This window comes from Mesobacillus persicus, from assembly GCF_900109925.1.
Classification (GTDB): Bacteria; Bacillota; Bacilli; order Bacillales; family Cytobacillaceae; genus Mesobacillus_B; species Mesobacillus_B persicus.
On record NZ_FOBW01000005.1, the window covers coordinates 96,376 to 114,642 of the forward strand.

Consider the following 18,267-nt stretch of genomic DNA (forward strand, 5'->3'; position numbering starts at 1 on the left):
CTTTTTCATTTTTAAAAATCTGCAACAAATGAAGGGCAAATTCAATAGTTAGCTAGACCGCCTCACTACCGGTTCCACGCTCACTTCAACATTCCCTTTCAATGTTTGCGAGATGAAACAAGCCTTTTCCGCTCGTTCAGCTAGTTGGATAATTGCTTCTTCGGAATCAAGATTTGAAACATGAATAACAGGTTTATGAATAATCTTTTCAAAGTTTAAATGTTTCCCGTCTTTCGATACGATGCCATCTGAACTGATTTCAAGTTGGGAATATTCTACCTTTCGATTGCTCAAAATCGCCGCAAGCGTAATTAAATAGCAGTTGGCAGCTGCGGCAATCAATAATTCTTCTGGGTTTGCTCCAGTCCCAGGACCATCTAGTTGCCTTGGCGTTGAAATCACCGTCTCCCAATCCTCAGCCTCAATCTTTCCAAGCCCCAAACGATCGCCTTCCCATTTTCCCTTCACTGTAAATACATGGTTTTCCATATGTAATCCCCACCTTAATAATAGTTATAATATTCTATTATTATTGTAACAGATGGGGCAAATGGGGACGGACCTTTTGCTTCCTAATTTATATAAATAAACCACTTAACAACAAAGAAGCAAAAGGTCCGTCCCTTTGCTTCTCTCTAGTTCGCACCACCATTTTCCCAATTCAATCATATGGTCTCATGAAAACATATTAATTAATTTTCACTCTAAAAAGGACAGCTAAGATGCGAAATACTTATTTTGGAAATGACCCAGGTCGAAACGCTTCTTTTCCACGAATCAACTTGCAAAGAAGTAATTATCAGCTGTCAAAACCGACCTACCTAGAGTTGTGATAAGACTTCCTAATCCAAACTTTCCTTCAGTCTCATAACATCTTCTAATGGTAATCCAGTAATATCCGCTACCTCCTCTTCAGCCCCGCCTTTTTTTAGAATCCTTGTAGCGATTTCAATTGCTTTTTGTTTTTCTCCTTGTTCTATTCCCTCAATTCGCCCCTCTTTAAGCCCCTCTTCACGTGCCTCTTTACGAGCGAATTTGGCGAAGGCTGTATCTTCTAATGAAAGACCCATATGTGCATCCTCCTTTTTAATTAATGGTTTTAATTCTTTATACATTTTACCTTCTGCGTTGTCCGGCAAACGTAGAATATGATCGATGAAGATAAATAGCTGTTGAATCGTTTTCCGATTCAATTCTCTTACATTCATTTTATCCTCTAAAATCAGTCTCATCAATTTTTGTTTATATTTATATTTTAAATCGACATCTTTGTTGCTGTTAATCAGATAAAATCCTGCCAAAACGGCTAAAGCAAAGGGATTATTTGATTGAAGAAGTTCTGTTTCCGATTGTGAGGCGATCCTGTAGGTATTGTAGTGGTAATTTAAATGGGTACCAAAGAATTCATAATGAAAGGAGTTCATTTTGACTGTAGAAACGTTTGAAGTAAAAATAGCAAGGGCGAAAATTCGTTGATCATACAAATCCATTACGCGGTAAAAATACTGAAACATTCTTTTACTAAAATCTTTCTTATATCCTCCTTGTACTTCAATGTGGACGAAAACCCATTGTTCCAGACCATTTTTCAATTTCAGTTTTACAAGCTTATCAGCGTAACGATGATTGCTTTTGGAATCGGGAATAATGGTATGAAGTTCTTGTTCCAAAAATTCAGGTTGACTAGTAAAATCAATCTCTTCGTATAGCTCAGGTGAGAAAAATAAAAGAAACTCTTCAAATAGTTCCGTAATGACCTCCTTCCATAAAAAATCATATTCTGGGTGACCAACTTCCAATGATCATCAACACCTTTCTTCAAACTCGACGTCAAACCCCGTTAGACTATAGCGTTAGGAGTTATTCATCGGGGACGCTTTCTTCTAGCTTTAAAATTAACTCAGTATTTCACTAGTTTTTTCTCTCATTTCTTTAAATCGTTCATTTAACAGCTTCCCTACTTTTTTATCCGCATTAAAATGCATCATGATGCTCTTAATTTCGCGCCGATGGAAATGGCCTTGTTCATGAATTTTATATCCCCTGCCATTGAGTTTAAATCTAACCATAAAACTATCAGCGTTCTTCTTGTCTTCCCGGGGATAGACTTGAACAAAGTTTAGTGCTGCCTCCTGGCAGGTACAATCTGGATTCAGACAATAGGAATCTGCAATAAGAAACAGCTTTCCCATATAAGCTAAGTGGAAATAATCATTGTCTTGGTCGGGGAAAACTTCTGAGTAGCAAACAGTGTAGCCCTTAGCAATCTTTCTCAGCACAGCATGCATAGTACCGCTCCTTAAAATGAATAATTGACCGGTAACATTCCCATCTATTTAGTTTTCGAGTGAATTTATTTTAATAGAAAAAGTATAGTAGTGGATTTTAAATGGTGTGAATTTGAGGGGAACATTACAGGGTTTGTTATCTATCGTTCGATGAACCTCCTTTACGGAAAAATTATATCATAGTGGATAAAGGAATCTTTGGGAATCTAATAGACATTTCTACAATTTTGTGTACACCTGAGTTTTCCTTCTCAGCTATACTTCCTAAAGACAGAAAAAAGACTGCAAGTGCATAACACCATACAGTCTTAGGTAATGAAAGAAACATATGAATCTATTTTCACACCCACTGAATCGAACCAAACTCCCCGTGAGGATGGTTTTGCAATTTGTTTCTTCTATATTCATATTCTAATTTTGTAAGTGTCATTTCATGTAACTGTTTATCGTCTTTTTTATATACGTTAAATAAGATTAGTAAATTAATAAGTTTTTGCCGTCTTTTTTCAGTATTCTTTCTCATCAGGACCACTCCCTCAGTTTTTTCTTATGGTGGACACGTTTAGTTTGTCTGATTCATTTGGTTTGTTTTATTACTTACATTATAACCCTACAATTCCTACCTGTAAAGTATGAATTAGAATTAAAAAAGGACCACTGTCGGCGTGACAGTGCCCTGATCAAGCTTTTTAACATGGCTGAGACGTGAAACATACCTGTGAACCAAGCGTCCAGTTCTCTAATGTGTAACGGACATTGAAAATCTCTAAACAGATGCAGACGCCTGAGGTTTCTCCACTAAAAAATGGTCCTTCTTCCCGTGAAGGAAATAGTAAGGAATCGCAGTAAACAGAATGAAAAACCCGAGCAAAGTGTAAAGTGAACTGTAACCAATTAACGGAATGATAAAGCCGATTACATACGGACCCAGCCCGAGACCTCCATCAAGTGCATTGAAGTAAGTCGAAGTGGCGAAACCCATTCGATGAGGAGCCGTCAATTTTACCGCAATCGCCTGAGCGCAGGATTGGATATTGCCAAATCCCAAACCAATGAGCATCGCAGCAAATAAAAAGCCGAGGGTCGTGGTGGCGGTGCTCAGGACAATCATCCCTGCCGCAAAGAGAAAGAAGGCCGGATACATCACATAGTTGGCGCCTTTCGCATCCATCAATCGACCAGTAAACGGACGCGATAGTAAAATAACAATGGAATAGACGATAAAGTAGAGACTTGCAGCCTCAACAAGATCTCGTTCAAGCGCGTAAAAATTAATATACGAAAGCACACTCGAATAACAAAAAGCAACCATTAAGGTAATGAGGGCAATCGGCAAAGCTCTTGGTTCTAAAAAGTTCGCTAATTGGAACCCTCTTTTTTCACTAGTTTCCGGCTGTTCTCCTTCTATATCTGGGACATATAGAAAAAAAGCCGTCACTAAACTCATGAGTCCCAAACCAAAGCACAGAGAAAAAATAACTTCATAGGTTGCATGTTGACTTAAATACAGTCCAATAAATGGTCCGAACGCGGCAGCCAACGCAATACTCATACTAAAAAAACCAATTCCTTCGCCTTTACGTGTTCTAGGAATGATTTGGGCCACAATCGTCCCGGCTGCTGTACCCGCTATTCCAACCGCAATACCATGGACAAATCGCGTGGTAAGCAAAACAGCAATTCCCAGATTGATAAAATAAAGCGGAGTAGTTAGGGCGAGTAAAAGTAACCCAATCATTAATACTTTTTTTCGACCGATTTTTTCAATCTTACGACCAATATAAAACCTTGCAATGATTTCCCCAATGATAAAAATTCCAGCGACCAACCCAGCTACGCTAGTTGAAGCATCAAACTCCTGCATCGCATAAACCGCCATAGTCACCATCAACAGGTAAAAAATAAATGTTAAGAAAAAATTGATAGAAAACAAAAGAATAAAGTCCTTTGTCCACAGTCTTTCTCGCGTATTCCCCACGTTTATATCCCCTTCAGTTTAACAATATGTAACAAAACTACATCGAGTATACCATAATACCGCTCATAATGTTCACAATAGTCAAACTATTGACGCAAGGCCCCTGTCACAACCGAATAGATCTTTTTTATAAAAAAACAGGATATAAAATCCTGGGGCACATTCTGTATGAATCTTTCTAATTCTAAAAAAACCGGTTTCGTCATATTTTTAAAGGGTCAACCACAACTGGAATAATTTTGAAATTAGGAGGGGATGAGTTGAAGAAGTTTTTCGTTCTTTTCATGTTGTTGATTTTAGTACTTCCTGTCCAAACCTTTGCTACAAAAACAGATGAGTTATCAAAAGCGGTGGAGGAGGCAAACAGAGAAAAGATTTCTTATTATAAGGAAGGTTCTTCTACCATCATTCATAAAAGCCAGGAGCAGGAAATCACGATTGAAACGGTAGTCGATGATATATCTCTACAAGAAGAAAAGGAGGCTGCCTTGCACAAAGAACTTTACGAAGAAGGAACAAGGTTGATGTCGGATGGGATGGATCAGGCCCGAACATTTGAAGAATTCAAGAAAGCCCTCACTGAAGTGGAATCCTATATAACAGAGAAAGAAGATGCCTTCGATGAGACCAAAGAGGAGTTTTTAAAAGAAAAAGTCGAAATGGAAACTCGTAACGTGATTATGATTTCTGCCCATTATAAAACCGTGAAAGACTCCTTGTTTACAACAAAGCACCATGCCTTTTATTACTATGATCCTGATGAAAAAGTATTGATACCCAATGACAAGGTTCGAACGGTACCGGAAGTGGAGGCATTTGAAAAGGAGTCAGCCGCCGACATTGTAGAAGATAATAACTATTTAAACAGTTTTTATGTGGTGTTACTGTTAGCTGTGATGTGCTTCTTGCCTTATGTCATCGGAAGCTTCAAGAAACACTTGGCCCGAACATAATCATTTTAACAGTCCTATTTTTTATATGATTTTTTTATTTCATTTCCTCCGAGTACATCCCATTGGATGAACAAGAGGTATCCCCTTCGAAACCTGACACACCCGAATGACCTCGTTTCACAAAAAAACAGGTCACAGGCTCATCACAACATCGAGAATCATGATACCATCCTATGAAACAAGTAAATTCGGGATGTCGCAGGCCTTGTCCACATCAAAGTTTGCCTCTTTATAAAAGGCTGTTATCGGAAACTTTATGAGTTTTAATTTGATGCTACTAAATAAAAAATGAGTACAACCGGCCATGTTTTTTCCGAATTCACAGTCTTTTTGCAACAGACCCCCACAACTTTAGAACAATCTTACACGAATAGTAGCTGATAAAGAAAATAAATATGACTGACAGGAGATCTCCATTAACTCCAATCCATGCGTTAGGGTCAATGTAAATCGCTCCAATGGCAGGTATAAACGAGAATACTACGGTTAAAACCAAAGCTATCATCTGCAACCTATTTACTACCTTTAACTTTTCCTTATCCATTGAACCACCTCTCCTATCCTTAAACATTAATTACCATTACGCTCAGGCATGTCATGAGTGGCAGAAAATCCACCGAACACCTCCATATTCACCATTATAACAGTTAATCATTATGGTAAAGAAAGCAACAATCTTTGTGAAAACCGCCTTCTAAAAAGAAGAGTAAAACTTAACAGACCGGTATGAGTGTCCAAATAGATTGTTAAGACAAATATATGGTACAAGCAACAATGTTTTTTCAGTTTGAATTTAGCACAAAGTGAAATTAGACCTTCTCACTACCATAATGTTTGACTTTCTGTAAGCCTTATCAAAAGAAGCAAAAGGTCCGTCCCTTTGCTCCCTAATCCTGTTCTGCAAAATAATGGTCAACTGCATGTTTGAATGATTCGATAAAAAACGATGTGGCTTTTTTGCTGATTTCTGCATTTGGGCTAATGATATCAAAGCCATGATAACAGCCTTTATACAATTGAAATTCTACTGGGACACCCGCTTCTTTTAAGTTCGTTACATACTGAATCGTCTCATCTCGGAACGGTTCGATATCCCCAACAAAGGTAATCGTCGGTGGAAGATGATGATAATCGGTTGCCCGGGCAGCTGCCGCATAAATCGGTACCTCTTTCTCAAATCTATCCCCTAGATATAATTTCCAAGCCCAGCGATTGGTTGTTGAATTCCAAATCGGTGCATTGTTTTCTCTTGCCGATTCCGTGATCATGCGGTCATCAATCATCGGATATAAAGGCATTTGAAAGGCAATATTTACTTCTGCAGTATCCCTAACATAAAGAGTAAGCGCTGCAGTTAAGCCTCCGCCGGCACTCTCCCCGCCTACGACAAGTTGATCTTCTCTAATGCCAAGTTCCTTTGCATGACTCTTCATCCATAAAAGCGCAGCGTAAGAATCCTCTAGTGCCGCTGGATAAGGAGCTTCTATTGATAAACGATAATCAGGAGCGACAATCACACAGTCTCTAGCTTCAATTAGTCTTTTATAGGTACTCGCAAACAACTCAGGTATCCCTTGTGAATACCCGCCACCATGTAACCAAAGAACCCCAGGGACATCTTTCTTTTGGTTGTGAGAGGTATAAATACAAATCCGCAATTTTGAACCATCTTTCCGCGTCACCCACTCTTCCCTCAATTGCAATCCCTCAATGGTTTTTCCTTTGCGATTCTCCGTTTGTTTCTTTACCGTGTGCATAAATTTTATATACTTCGTTTCAGTTGGTTTACTGATTAATAGATTATAAAGCCTTCCTCTCAGCCTTAACTGCTTATCAATCATTTTATTAGTGACTTTCACCGATTGAACCTCCTACCTCGTAAGTGACTGTTAAGCCTATTATACTTAAAATATCTCCGAGATTATGCCGATTAGTATGTTTATATTAGTTTTATTTAGGGATAAAAAAGGAAGTTAAGCTAATGGTGCAGAAGTGTTCAAGATGTGAGAGGGGATTGTTGATATGAAAAATAAAAATACAATAGTAATAGTATCTATTGTTATTATGTCTATTTTTGTTTTAGTGAATCTAATAAAGAAGGATTTATGGGATGTTAATGCATATTTATTAAAAGAAGAAGTGTTGTCTATTGATAAATCTGTAGAAATAGTAAATTTAATGGATATAACCCCATTTGAATGGGATGTAACATATTCTTTTGACCCCTATACTCCAAAAGATACCATATATAAAACAATTGGATATAAATGGGATGAGATCAGTGAAACGGTAAGTGAAGGAATGAACCAAATTGTTTTTCTAAAGGATGGAAAAGTAGTTTGTTATTTATATGGATACCCTGAAAACAATGGATATGGCATCTATTTTACGAGTCAAAATCAAATAGGTGTAACCTCTGCTTCAGTGCTTAGTGCGGAGGATGATTTAACTTTCCAAGTGGTAAAAAGTGATAATGTTTTATATTTGAAAAACAATTAAAAATCAAATACATCGTCAACTAATGGCGTAAGATCTCGGCGCCTGACCCCCACTGCTCTAATCGCAATTAAAAAAAGAAGCCCGCCATACGGCGAGCAAAAGAGAAAATGCTATCTTATTTAGAGGATGAAGTAGAAACTGGTTCTTCTAATTGACTGGCTGGCCCGAAGAATTCGAAATGAATGTTTTCTGCAGGTACACCCCATTCTTTAAGTGAACGATACACAATTTGCATAAATGGCAGTGGTCCGCAGAAATAGAAGTCTGCTTGATTGCTAGGTACCACTGATTTTAACCAGGCTAGATCAATGAATCCTTCTTTATCATAGTTCTTCGCTGCACGGTCTTCCGAAGTTGGTTCAGAATAAGCGACAAAGTTGTTAACATTTTTATTGTCGGTCGCTAATTGCGCGATTTCCTCTTTTAATGCATGCACACTGCTGTTTAGTGCACCATGAATGAACGTAACTTCACGCTCTGGCTGCTGTTCAACGATCGTTTTCGCCATGCTGACCATCGGTGTTAATCCGACCCCACCGCTGATTAAGACAGCTGGCGTTTCTTTTGCTTCAAGAACGAAATCACCAGCAGGCACGCTCGCCAAAATTTTATCGCCTTCTTGAAGGGATTGATGTAAGTAATTTGAGACAACACCCTTGTCCTCGCGCTTCACACTGATGCGGTAAAAGTCTTTTCCTGGCGCATCCGATAAGCTGTAATGGCGGATATGTGTATAATTTTCTCCTTCTGGCTGAACTTTTACAGTCAGATATTGTCCTGGTTGATAAGAAGCAATCTCGTTTCCATCTTCAGGTTTTAAATAGAAAGAAGTGATGACATCGCTTTCTTTTATCTTATTAGCAACAACAAAGGATCTAAATCCTTCCCAACCGCCTTCTTGCTCTTTTGCTTCTTTATACATTTCCGCTTCAATACCGATGAATGCATCTGCGATAACCCCATACGCTTCCGCCCAAGCGTCAATAATCTCATCTGTCGCTGCATCGCCTAAAACTTCCTTAATGGCCGCTAAAAGATTCTCCCCAACAATCGGATAATGCTCTGGTAAAATACCTAATGCACGGTGTTTTTCACCAATCTGTTTTACAACCGGAATAATGGCCCCTAAATTGTCAATATTCGCTGCAGCTGCATAAACAACATTCGCCAATGCAGTTTGCTGACGCCCTTGTCGCTGATTCGCATGGTTAAAAATATTCAGAAGTTCTGGATGATTACTAAACATACGCTGGTAAAAGTGGCTTGTGATGTCCTTTCCGTGTTTTTCTAATTCTGGTACCGTACTTTTAATAATTTCAATCGTTTTTTCATTTAACATGTTACCGTCCCCTTTTTCTCAAAAAATAGTTTATTTACAAAAGATATATTTATTTTACATGTTTATAATATAATAACAGTGCTAACAAAAGATACATTTTAAATACATCTTTCATAAATTTGTCACAATTTTAGTAGAATTAGAGAAGTTAATCACTGTCACCACATTTTTTAAAAAATGATATAATGGAACTAACCAGACCATTCAAGGGGATTTTTAGCATGAGGCTAACGAACTATACCGATTATTCCTTACGGGTTCTAATATTCTTGGCATTAAAAGAGGAAGATGAACTAAGCACGATAAAAGAAATTTCTGAGGTTTACAGTATTTCGAAAAACCACTTAATGAAGATCATTCATCAGCTTGGCCAGCTTGGCTATATTGAGACGATTCGCGGCCGAAACGGCGGTATCAAACTCGCCAAGAAGCCGAAAGAGATCAATATCGGAGACGTTGTATCAAAAACTGAAGAGGATTTTCATATTGTTGATTGTTTTCAGGAAGGCGGCTATTGTGCGATTTCTCCCGCATGCAAACTAAAGCACGCACTATATGAAGCCTTTCTCGCCTTTATAAACGTCCTAAATGGATATACATTAGAAGACATGATCCATAACAGAGATGATTTGCATCAGCTATTCCAGTCAACGGTGGATCATTAGATGGAGAAAAAGGCAGCGGTGAAGTTCGCTGCCTTTTCTATCCCCCACCTCCAAGACTTTACGATTCTCGACGGGAATTCCTCCTTCTATATGTTGCAATCTAGATTCGGTGGCTTGTCGCACCTTTTAGTAGCTGTTTGAGGAAATTTGCTAAGCGTTTTATTCCCTCTAGGGGAATTTCCTGTCCATTTATTCCCTCTAAGGGGAATAAATTAGGTTCGATATTCTCCTTGAGAGAATAAACTATGTTAGATATTCTCCTTGAGAGAATAAACTATGTTAGATATTCTCCTCGAGGGAATATCCGTGCCATTTTAGGGAATATAACGTCTCTCAGAGGGAATATAATTTTGCATCCTTTTATTATATTCTCCCTAAGGGTAATATAATTTACCCCCACCCCTATAAATTCACAAACCCTTCACACTATCTCGCATGTTCATGACAGAAACCTCCCTAGTAGTGCCCTATTTTCTTATCAAACCTAATAAGGATACATAAAACCTCGCCCAATCCCCTCTAAAAGACCCTTTTTCCCATGCTCTAACTCCCAGACTGAGATCCAACCACCATAAAATACCTATAATAAATAGAGAAAATTAGCAGCTATATGGAGGGTATCGTAGTGAAAGTCTGGTATAGCTCGCCAATCACTAAGACTTATTAAGCAAACCGGGTAGTTTGGTTCGAGATGAATGTTCCAATCTAGATAAAGAACTCCCCTTCCCTCTAGTTTTATTTAGCTAAGTAAAGATATAATGAATAAATATAAAACATTCACGGTACAACAACCCAAAACAAAGAAGGTGTTATAGCTTGTCCTCTGAAAAAGAAGTGAAGATTTATTTTGTTCGTCATGGTGAAACTCAATATAATACCGAAAAACGGATACAGGGATTCTGCGATTCCCCCCTCACCGACCGCGGCATTTCTCAAGCGAGGTCCGTGGGGAAAGGCTTGGAAGACATTGAATTCACTGCTGTATACACTAGTGAAAGTCAGAGAGTCATAGACACTGCTAACTTCGCAGTAGGTCATAGGAATCTACCAACTAAAACAGACCCACGGCTAAAAGAAATGAATTTTGGTGCCCTGGAATCTCTTTTAGCATCGGAGATCTCTGAGCGATATGGAGATGTCCTCGAAAGATTATTTGCCCTAAACGACATGAACCTGGCTCCACCAGAAGGCGAAAGCTACACCCAGCTCTATACTCGCACCACTTCGATGATTAAAGAGATTATTGAAACTCATAAAAACGAAGGCGGAAACATCCTCGTGTTCTCACACGGAGTCACAATCGGTATTTATTTAATGCAATTAGCACAAATGTCTCGTTTTCCACACCATGATAATTGCGGTGTCTCAGTCGTAAGGTATACACATAATCAATTCGAAGTCGAAACGATTGCGAGTACAGACTTTAGGGACCATTCCCAATAAAAAAAAAGCCCTATGATCCGGGTTGTCACAGTGTCAAATCATTAGTTAATTCCATCAATCATTCGACCAAAAAAACTTGTGGAAGGCTCCCCTCCCTCTTTTGAGGCAGAAGGACCGTCCACAAGTTTTCTTAAGATGTACAAAAAAGGTAATTCTGATACTGCGGAGAAAATCTAAAACAGGTGAAATAACTTATAAAACACACTATGTTTATCACCATGAATATAAGTACAAATAGCAAACAGAAGACGCCTGGATTTTTAATTTCAAGCGTCTTTTTCTATAATTGATTTATAAAACTAAAGCACCTTAGGAAGGACGAAGCTTTTAAGATAACAAGTTCTCAGAGAGATTTTTAATAATTACTATTGACGCAATAATAGCCATACCTATATAAAAATAGCCAATTTTAACTTGATTACCACTCTTTACTTTTTCAATTCCTATCATCTAAAGTTGAATAACATATTAAAGTGGAACATTTTCGAAGTGTTCCACAGTTGGAAATGGATCATAGAAATGATGTAGTTGTTTTTTCCATTCTTGATACTCTTTCGATTGTCGAAATCCAATTGTATGGTCTGCTAATGTTTCCCACTTCACCAACAATAAATATTTCCCCTTAACTTCCATACATCGTTGTAATTCGTGAACTATATAACCTGGCATTGATGATATGATTTTTGATGCTTCTTGAAATACTTCCTCATATTCCTCTTCCATCCCTTGTTTAACTTGTAGCATAACTGCTTCTAAAATCAACTAATCTCCCCCTTTTAAAAAGCATATCATTGCTTATTAACACTACTGCCCGTTAGTCTAGTAACTACCCACTTGGTCTATAAAATCAAAATAGCAAATGGTAGACCATTTAACATAGGAATTATCACGTCGTCACTAGGTTATTTGGGTTGCGATTTTGTATGCTATTTCGTATTTTTATCCACCGAAAAGGAACTACCTATTTTATTGATCCGGCATCAAAATAAGATCTTGGATAAGTAAACAACAAAGGTAACGGTTATACTGCTGGCTATTGTGGAGACGATGACGGTTTGTGCCGCGTATTCAGGGTAATTATTGTATTCTAATGCAAATAGCGCACTGTTTCGCGAAGACGGAAAGGAACTCGCAATCAATAATCCCTGGGCAAGTGTACCGTCCAATTTCAAAGCAAAAATGATCACTAAAGCTACGGCTGGAGAAATGATTAGCCGTCCACTCAAACTAAGAATAAGCGGCAGAGATAATTTATGAAATTTTAAGTAGGCGCTCTGTGCTCCAAGTGTAATTAACGCAACTGCGAGAAATGCGTCCGCCACACTGGTGATCGGATTCCACAAAAAGTCAGGAAGTGGAATCGAAAAAGCGTGTAAAATCAATCCAAGCAATAAGGCATAAAGGATTGGAATCTTGAGGAACTCTTTCATAATCCCCCGGAAGTCAGTGGTGTTCGCAGAAATAGAATTGACCAAACCATAGGTATAGGTCAGGAGATTTTGGAAGACCATCATGAGAATCTGAATGGACTGCCCAACCGGATTTCCTACGAAGACAAGTTGGCTTACAGGGAGTCCAAAATTTCCGGAGTTATTAAGTACCACACTGTTTTTATAGGTAGAAGCTAGTTTTTTATCAAACTTAAAAATTCTTGCCACACCCTCCGTCAAAAAAATCAGACTAACGCTCTGACAGGCCCAAAAGAAAAAAATAGACAAGAGCATTTCAGCACTAATTCGACTTTCATAGATATTGACAAAACCAATGACTGGAAGCAGCAAATAGGTAGTTAATTTAGACAGTGTATTCAAATCAAACTTGAATTTCCTATGTAAGAAAGCACCTGCACCAATAAGAATAAAGACAGGCGTAATGATATTCAGGATAATGGACCCAATCAGTTGCATACTCTCGCCCCCTTTCTCTTTCTCTATTAAAAAAACTTGAAGTACCTTATCCTTAGACGAGCCAAGCCTACGATAAAAAACGAACTTTAGTGAATGCTAAAGTTCGTTTTTCCCTTATTTATTTTACATAATTACGCAGCTTCCCGATTTTCTCAACCTCCACCGTTACGACGTCCCCCGATTTCATCGGACAACTGCCGGAAGGGGAACCGGTAGCTAGAACATCACCTGGCTCTAATGTCATAACCTGTGACACCCAACTGATCAGATAAGGAATCGAAAGGGACATCTGATTCGTATTGCCATCTTGTACGACTTCATCGTTTAAAGTGGTAACAATTCGTAAATTCGTTGGATCCAAACCTGTTACAATCCAAGGTCCCAACGGTCCAAATGTGTCAAAACCCTTGCCTCGTGTAAATTGGGGATCTGTTTTTGTTAGATCCCTAGCCGTCACATCATTGAAGATCGTACAGCCAAACACATAATCTAAGGCTTCTTCTTCCTTTATATACTTCCCTCGTTTTCCAATAACGAGAGCCACTTCCCCCTCCAACTCAACCTGCTTCGTTAAACGTTCCGGAGGAAGGACGATTTCCCCCTCGTTTGGAATCAAGCTAGTGGTCGGTTTTAAAAATAAAAACGGCTCCTTCAGATTGGCCTCCCCGCCAGTCTCTTTTGCGTGTTCGGCATAGGTCCAGCCAAAATTAACCACTTTTTGAGGTTTTACAGGGGGCATGATCTTGACATCTTCCAGGTTCCATTTTACCCCATCAAATTCGAATTGATGGTTGATCACTTCATCGAAGCTGCTGTTTAATTGAAAGATTTTACCGTCTTCAACCACTCCGTAGTACTCTTGGCCACTTTGATTTTGATAACGAACAATCGTTTTCGTTTTTTGCATTACTTTCATTGACATTTCCTTACCATCTCCGTACTCATGCTCTTCTCACAGCATGTATATTCTAGTTGTTCCCACACAAAACCAAACCATCCATAAAGGCGAGGCTTTAGGACATACCTATTCAGCTGAGTCCTACCAAATTTACCTTCGCATACAACCCTATACATAATTGTACCACTTCAATCCTATTACACAGCTATAATCCCGATGAATACAGCCATGGCGATTAAAACAAGACTAATCCCCCACAGCCAAAATAGAGAGTAGCGAATATGACGTCCCATTTCTAATCCAGATAAACCAAGAGCTAGCCAGACTGCTGGTGCTAAAGGACTAACAAATTTCCCAACAATATTCCCAATAATCATCGCATAAGCGGTCGATAAAGAATCGATTCCAAATCCTGTTGCTATTTGGTCGACGACAGGCAATAACGCAAAGTAATAAGCATCTGTACTTAATAATAAATCAAATGGAACCCCTAAGAAACCAACAATTAAATGGAGATACGGGGCGATCGTTCCCGGAAGGACTCCTACGATATCATTGGCGATGGCATTTAACATTCCTGTCCCATCAAGGATTCCTAAAAACAGACCCGCTGCAAGAATAATCGTTGCCATGGTTAAGGCATTCGGTGCATGTTCGCGAATTCTCCCCATCTGGTCTTTCACATTCGGAAAGTTAATAGGAAGTGCAATACTCACACCAATCATAAACGCTAATCCAGCGGGAATAATGCCTGTCATAAGCACCCCAATCACCGCTAAAGCAATGATTGCATTGATCCACAGCAGTTTTGGACGAGCTAAACTGTTTTTCTTTTCATCGTGTTCTGTATCGTTCTGTTCCTCTTCTTCGTACGCCAATTCAACTGCGGCTGCGACTTCTAAGGAACCATACATTCTTTCAATTCGACGTTTTTCACGCATTCCAAGGAAAACAGCTAGAAGTACCATGATGACCATCCCGATAATTTGAATCGGAATCAGGGGTCGCCATAATTCGGTGACATCCATTCCAAGTACGGAAGCTGTTCGTCCAAGCGGCCCAGCCCATGGAAGCATGTTAACCATACCCGCACTTCCCGCAATAAGGAGTAAGAGTAAATACGGATTCATGTTCAGACGTTTGTATAATGGAAGAAGGGCGGGAATGGTAATTAAGAAGGTAGAAGCACCCGATCCATCTAATTGAGCAACGGCCGCGATAAAAACGGTTACAATACAAACCGTAATCACATTCCCCCTTGTAAGGGCTACCATTTTATTGATCATCGGATCAAAAAGTCCCACATCTTGCATGATTCCAAAGAAAATGATTGCAAAAATAAACATGATGGCAATGGAAACGACAGAACCAATTCCCTCTTCAAAAAACACACCTATTTCCGAAAAGGCAAAGCCCGCTAGCAGTGCCCCAATAATCGGAGGTAAAACCATCGCAACAATCGGCGTCACTTTTCCACTAATAAGCAAGGCAACAATAACGAAGATAATCATAAAACCAATCAAACTTAAACTCATAACCTGTCCCCTTCCTACATGATGTATTTTCTCTACTAACTAGTTTTATAGATGCTAGCGCATACTAGGAGAGTACGAGAAACATATCTAAATTTTTAGATTAATAAAAAATTACCACATAGGAAGGGATGGTGAAATAATGACTACATAAGTAAAATAATACGCATAAGATTAATTTTGTTCATAAGTTTCACGAAGGACATATTTTCGCTCCGGTCTTCCGACACTTCCATAAATTAATTTTGTTTCGATTTTATTGGTGAGCACCAAATATTCCAAATACCTGCGAGCAGTGGATCGACTTGCACCAATTTCGGTACTAAGCTCTACCGCCGTAATTTCCTCCACTTTCTTTTCCTCAAACAAAGTAGTTATTTCATTTAGGGTAATTGGGTCAATCCCTTTTGGATGATGACTGTTTGTTGTAGAAGCAGAAATAGAACGTAAAGACTCCTTATTTCCCTTAATGAAATCAATTTCCTCCTGGCTTAATTCTTTGTTAGCATCCAGGTGCTGCCGGAAATCTTGATATCTCATTAAAGTTTGTTCAAACCGTACATGGTCAAATGGTTTGACAATATAGTCAAAAATCCCGCCGCGTAACGCTTCTTGGATGATGCCTACTTCCTTGGCAGCGGTTACGACAATGAGATCGATTTGACGATAGCTAGTGCGAATCTGCCAAAGAAGGTCCAATCCCTCAACATCAGGTATGTACACATCCAATAAAATCAGATCCGGAATCGTTTTCGCCCCTTTAAGGTAAGTGAGCGCCTCCTTCCCACTGCTAGCCACATGTTGGACCGTAAATCCTTCTACCTTTTCAACATATTGCCGATTCACTTCAGCCACCCTAAAATCATCCTCTATGATTAGCACAGAATATATTTCAGTCATGTTTATCCCCTCATGTCTTTTGGTATGCTTATGATAAAACAAGCTCCTCCCAAATCTCCTTCTTCCAAATAAATCTCTCCGCCAATCTCTTGCAACACTTGCCTTGATAACGCTAATCCCGTACCTCGGTGCTGCCCTTTCTTAGTAGAAAAACCCTGTTCAAATAGGTGCGGATAGTCCTGGTCTCTTATTCCATTGCCCGAATCCTCGATCTCAAAAATGACATCATCACCCAAATCAGAAAAGAAAATAGAAACTTCCTTTTTCCTGTCTTTAGATTCTCTGACTTCATCGAATGCATTTTCAATGACATTGCCTAAGGCTGTTAAAATCGCGTCTTTTTGGTTTTCATTAAAATGAAAATCAAGATGGCTATCAGGTTGAATAGATAAGGTGATGCCCAACTCTTGTGCTTGATTGAATTTCCCCTGTAATAAAGCATGAATTAAGGGATCGGATACTTTTTCTGTTAAAAACTTGACCCGTTTACTTTGAAGATTATTTTCTTTTTTGATAAACTCAATCGCCTCTGGCAACTTATTATGAATCAATAGTCCAAGGATGATATGGAGCTTATTGGAATGCTCATGCGTCAGCGCTCGTTGGGCGTTCGCATATTGCTTGATTCGCGACAATTCTTCTGTCATCATCTGTAACTCGCTTTTTTTACGAAAAGTAAAAACAGCACCCGTGATCGAATTATCACTATATAATGGGGTTTGGTTCACAAGAACAATGTTTTCGCCTAGGACCATTTCTCTGTCATTAAACTTCTCTCCAAAAGAATGAAAACCCGGTATAACCTCTTGTATCGATGCTCCAAAATAATCTTCTTGTCCTTTATCCCTGCTAATGATTTGTTTTGCAGCTGAATTGGTAGCTTGAATGATTCCTCTGTTATCAATGGCGATAATCCCTTCATGTGTAGATTGTAAAATCGCCTCGTTCTGTAAATAAAGATAAGAAATTTCTTCTGGTTCTAGATGAAACAAAACTCTTTTAATATAAGAGGAAATCACAATGGCTCCAATGATCCCAATCAGTAAAACAATCCCAAGTGTATACCAAATGGATTTGCTTTGATTGGTAATAATGTTCTGCACATTCTCATTCAAATAGCCAACGGAAACGACACCCACGATTTCCCCATCTGAGTAGATTGGCGCCTTCCCCCGGATGGATAACCCAAGTGTTCCGCTCTTTTTTGAAACATAGGATTGGCCAAAGAGCAGGGCTCGGTCATTGTCTCCTCCTACCATTTTTTCTCCAATCCGGCTGGGATTTGGATGAGAGTATCTGATTCCTTGGCTGTCCCCAACCACAATAAATTCAGCTCCGGTTGTTTCTTTAATAGGATTCACAATGGCTTGTATAACCGAGGAAGGATCTTCCAAGTGAAACGCTTCCTTGATCTCTGGCATATAGGAGATACTATGGGCCAAATTTAATGCCCGTTTCCCTACCTGGTCTTCAATGATATTGGAAATGAACTGATTCAGGAATACAACAAAAATGGAAAACACCCCGAAAATCAACAAGGTCATCAGCGCAATCATTTTTAGCCTTAAAGTAAATCTCACTTTTGGATACAATCCTCGTTTTTTATTGTTTCGCAAAGTCTGTTCCATACTGATTTCTCACCTGACCTGGGTAGTTATTTGGAAAGTGATGGATGAAATGCATTGGGAGTTTCCCCTTGTCTGATTATAGTATTCTTCTATACTGCTGGCTATATAGTTTTCTAACATTTCCAGCCTTATAATAGGGAAAAATAAGGAGGGATAAACAATACTTTGCATAAAAAAGTCCCCTATTTCAACTACAACAGGGGATTTTTGTGTTTAGTATTTTAAATGTGGGCCATA

18 protein-coding genes are annotated in these 18,267 nt (G+C 38.9%); 5 read left to right on the forward strand and 13 right to left on the reverse strand.

From position 1 onward, the window contains the following. Positions 1–48 precede the first annotated feature (48 nt). The 5 genes from BMX30_RS08710 to BMX30_RS08730 all read right to left on the reverse strand — a co-directional run bounded on the left by BMX30_RS08710 (position 49) and on the right by BMX30_RS08730 (position 4,266). Entirely contained in the window at positions 49–489 is a 441-nt protein-coding gene (locus BMX30_RS08710; RefSeq protein ID WP_090743810.1) for an OsmC family protein, read from the reverse strand. 353 nt (positions 490–842) lie between these two features. Then, positions 843–1,799 carry an RpnC/YadD family protein gene (locus tag BMX30_RS08715; protein WP_090743813.1) on the reverse strand — a complete coding sequence of 319 codons (957 nt, stop codon included), beginning with the start codon at positions 1,797–1,799 and terminating at the stop codon, positions 843–845. 96 nt (positions 1,800–1,895) lie between these two features. Further along, the gene (locus tag BMX30_RS08720; RefSeq protein ID WP_090743815.1) at positions 1,896–2,288 is read right to left on the reverse strand and encodes a hypothetical protein; all 393 of its coding nucleotides are present in this window, start codon (positions 2,286–2,288) and stop codon (positions 1,896–1,898) included. Between the two features lie 340 nt (positions 2,289–2,628). Further along, positions 2,629–2,811: a Fur-regulated basic protein FbpA gene (locus BMX30_RS08725; protein ID WP_090743817.1), complete on the reverse strand. Its 183-nt coding sequence runs from the start codon at positions 2,809–2,811 to the stop codon at positions 2,629–2,631. A 243-nt stretch (positions 2,812–3,054) separates the two neighbouring features. Then, entirely contained in the window at positions 3,055–4,266 is a 1,212-nt protein-coding gene (locus BMX30_RS08730) for an MFS transporter (protein WP_090743819.1), read from the reverse strand. A 260-nt stretch (positions 4,267–4,526) separates the two neighbouring features. Between BMX30_RS08730 and BMX30_RS08735 the strand changes: the two genes are divergently transcribed. After that, positions 4,527–5,219, forward strand: a complete 693-nt coding sequence (locus BMX30_RS08735; RefSeq protein WP_090743821.1) for a hypothetical protein — start codon at positions 4,527–4,529, stop codon at positions 5,217–5,219. A gap of 887 nt (positions 5,220–6,106) precedes the next feature. Here the strand turns inward: BMX30_RS08735 and BMX30_RS08745 are convergent. Next, complete coding sequence (locus BMX30_RS08745) at positions 6,107–7,078, reverse strand: alpha/beta hydrolase (protein ID WP_244532539.1); 972 nt, start codon at positions 7,076–7,078, stop codon at positions 6,107–6,109. Positions 7,079–7,241: 163 nt separating this feature from the next. Here BMX30_RS08745 and BMX30_RS08750 point away from each other — a divergent pair, with 163 nt between their 5' ends. Further along, positions 7,242–7,718, forward strand: coding sequence for a hypothetical protein (locus BMX30_RS08750; RefSeq protein ID WP_090743827.1), 477 nt, complete (start codon positions 7,242–7,244; stop codon positions 7,716–7,718). Positions 7,719–7,833: 115 nt separating this feature from the next. Here BMX30_RS08750 and hmpA read toward each other — a convergent pair whose 3' ends face one another. Then, complete coding sequence (gene hmpA, locus BMX30_RS08755) at positions 7,834–9,057, reverse strand: NO-inducible flavohemoprotein (RefSeq protein ID WP_090743830.1); 1,224 nt, start codon at positions 9,055–9,057, stop codon at positions 7,834–7,836. 221 nt (positions 9,058–9,278) lie between these two features. Between hmpA and BMX30_RS08760 the strand changes: the two genes are divergently transcribed. The 3 genes from BMX30_RS08760 to BMX30_RS08765 all read left to right on the forward strand — a co-directional run bounded on the left by BMX30_RS08760 (position 9,279) and on the right by BMX30_RS08765 (position 11,165). Next, a complete protein-coding gene (locus BMX30_RS08760) occupies positions 9,279–9,722 on the forward strand; it encodes an Rrf2 family transcriptional regulator (protein ID WP_090743832.1) in 444 nt (147 codons plus the stop codon). Continuing rightward, positions 9,723–9,863: a hypothetical protein gene (locus BMX30_RS23500; RefSeq protein WP_170843833.1), complete on the forward strand. Its 141-nt coding sequence runs from the start codon at positions 9,723–9,725 to the stop codon at positions 9,861–9,863. A 675-nt stretch (positions 9,864–10,538) separates the two neighbouring features. Beyond that, positions 10,539–11,165, forward strand: coding sequence for a histidine phosphatase family protein (locus BMX30_RS08765; RefSeq protein ID WP_170843834.1), 627 nt, complete (start codon positions 10,539–10,541; stop codon positions 11,163–11,165). 468 nt (positions 11,166–11,633) lie between these two features. Here BMX30_RS08765 and BMX30_RS08770 read toward each other — a convergent pair whose 3' ends face one another. The 6 genes from BMX30_RS08770 to BMX30_RS08795 form a co-directional block, all read right to left on the reverse strand. Beyond that, positions 11,634–11,927, reverse strand: coding sequence for an antibiotic biosynthesis monooxygenase family protein (locus tag BMX30_RS08770; RefSeq protein WP_090743837.1), 294 nt, complete (start codon positions 11,925–11,927; stop codon positions 11,634–11,636). Positions 11,928–12,145: 218 nt separating this feature from the next. Continuing rightward, the gene (locus tag BMX30_RS08775) at positions 12,146–13,072 is read right to left on the reverse strand and encodes an AEC family transporter (RefSeq protein ID WP_090743840.1); all 927 of its coding nucleotides are present in this window, start codon (positions 13,070–13,072) and stop codon (positions 12,146–12,148) included. A gap of 118 nt (positions 13,073–13,190) precedes the next feature. Further along, positions 13,191–13,994 (reverse strand): fumarylacetoacetate hydrolase family protein, encoded by an 804-nt coding sequence (locus tag BMX30_RS08780; RefSeq protein ID WP_244532540.1) that lies wholly within the window; start codon positions 13,992–13,994, stop codon positions 13,191–13,193. Between the two features lie 173 nt (positions 13,995–14,167). Continuing rightward, complete coding sequence (locus tag BMX30_RS08785) at positions 14,168–15,505, reverse strand: CitMHS family transporter (RefSeq protein ID WP_090743844.1); 1,338 nt, start codon at positions 15,503–15,505, stop codon at positions 14,168–14,170. Between the two features lie 171 nt (positions 15,506–15,676). Further along, positions 15,677–16,402, reverse strand: a complete 726-nt coding sequence (locus BMX30_RS08790) for a response regulator (RefSeq protein ID WP_090743847.1) — start codon at positions 16,400–16,402, stop codon at positions 15,677–15,679. Between the two features lie 2 nt (positions 16,403–16,404). Beyond that, positions 16,405–18,030, reverse strand: coding sequence for an ATP-binding protein (locus BMX30_RS08795; protein WP_090743849.1), 1,626 nt, complete (start codon positions 18,028–18,030; stop codon positions 16,405–16,407). Positions 18,031–18,267 lie beyond the last annotated feature (237 nt).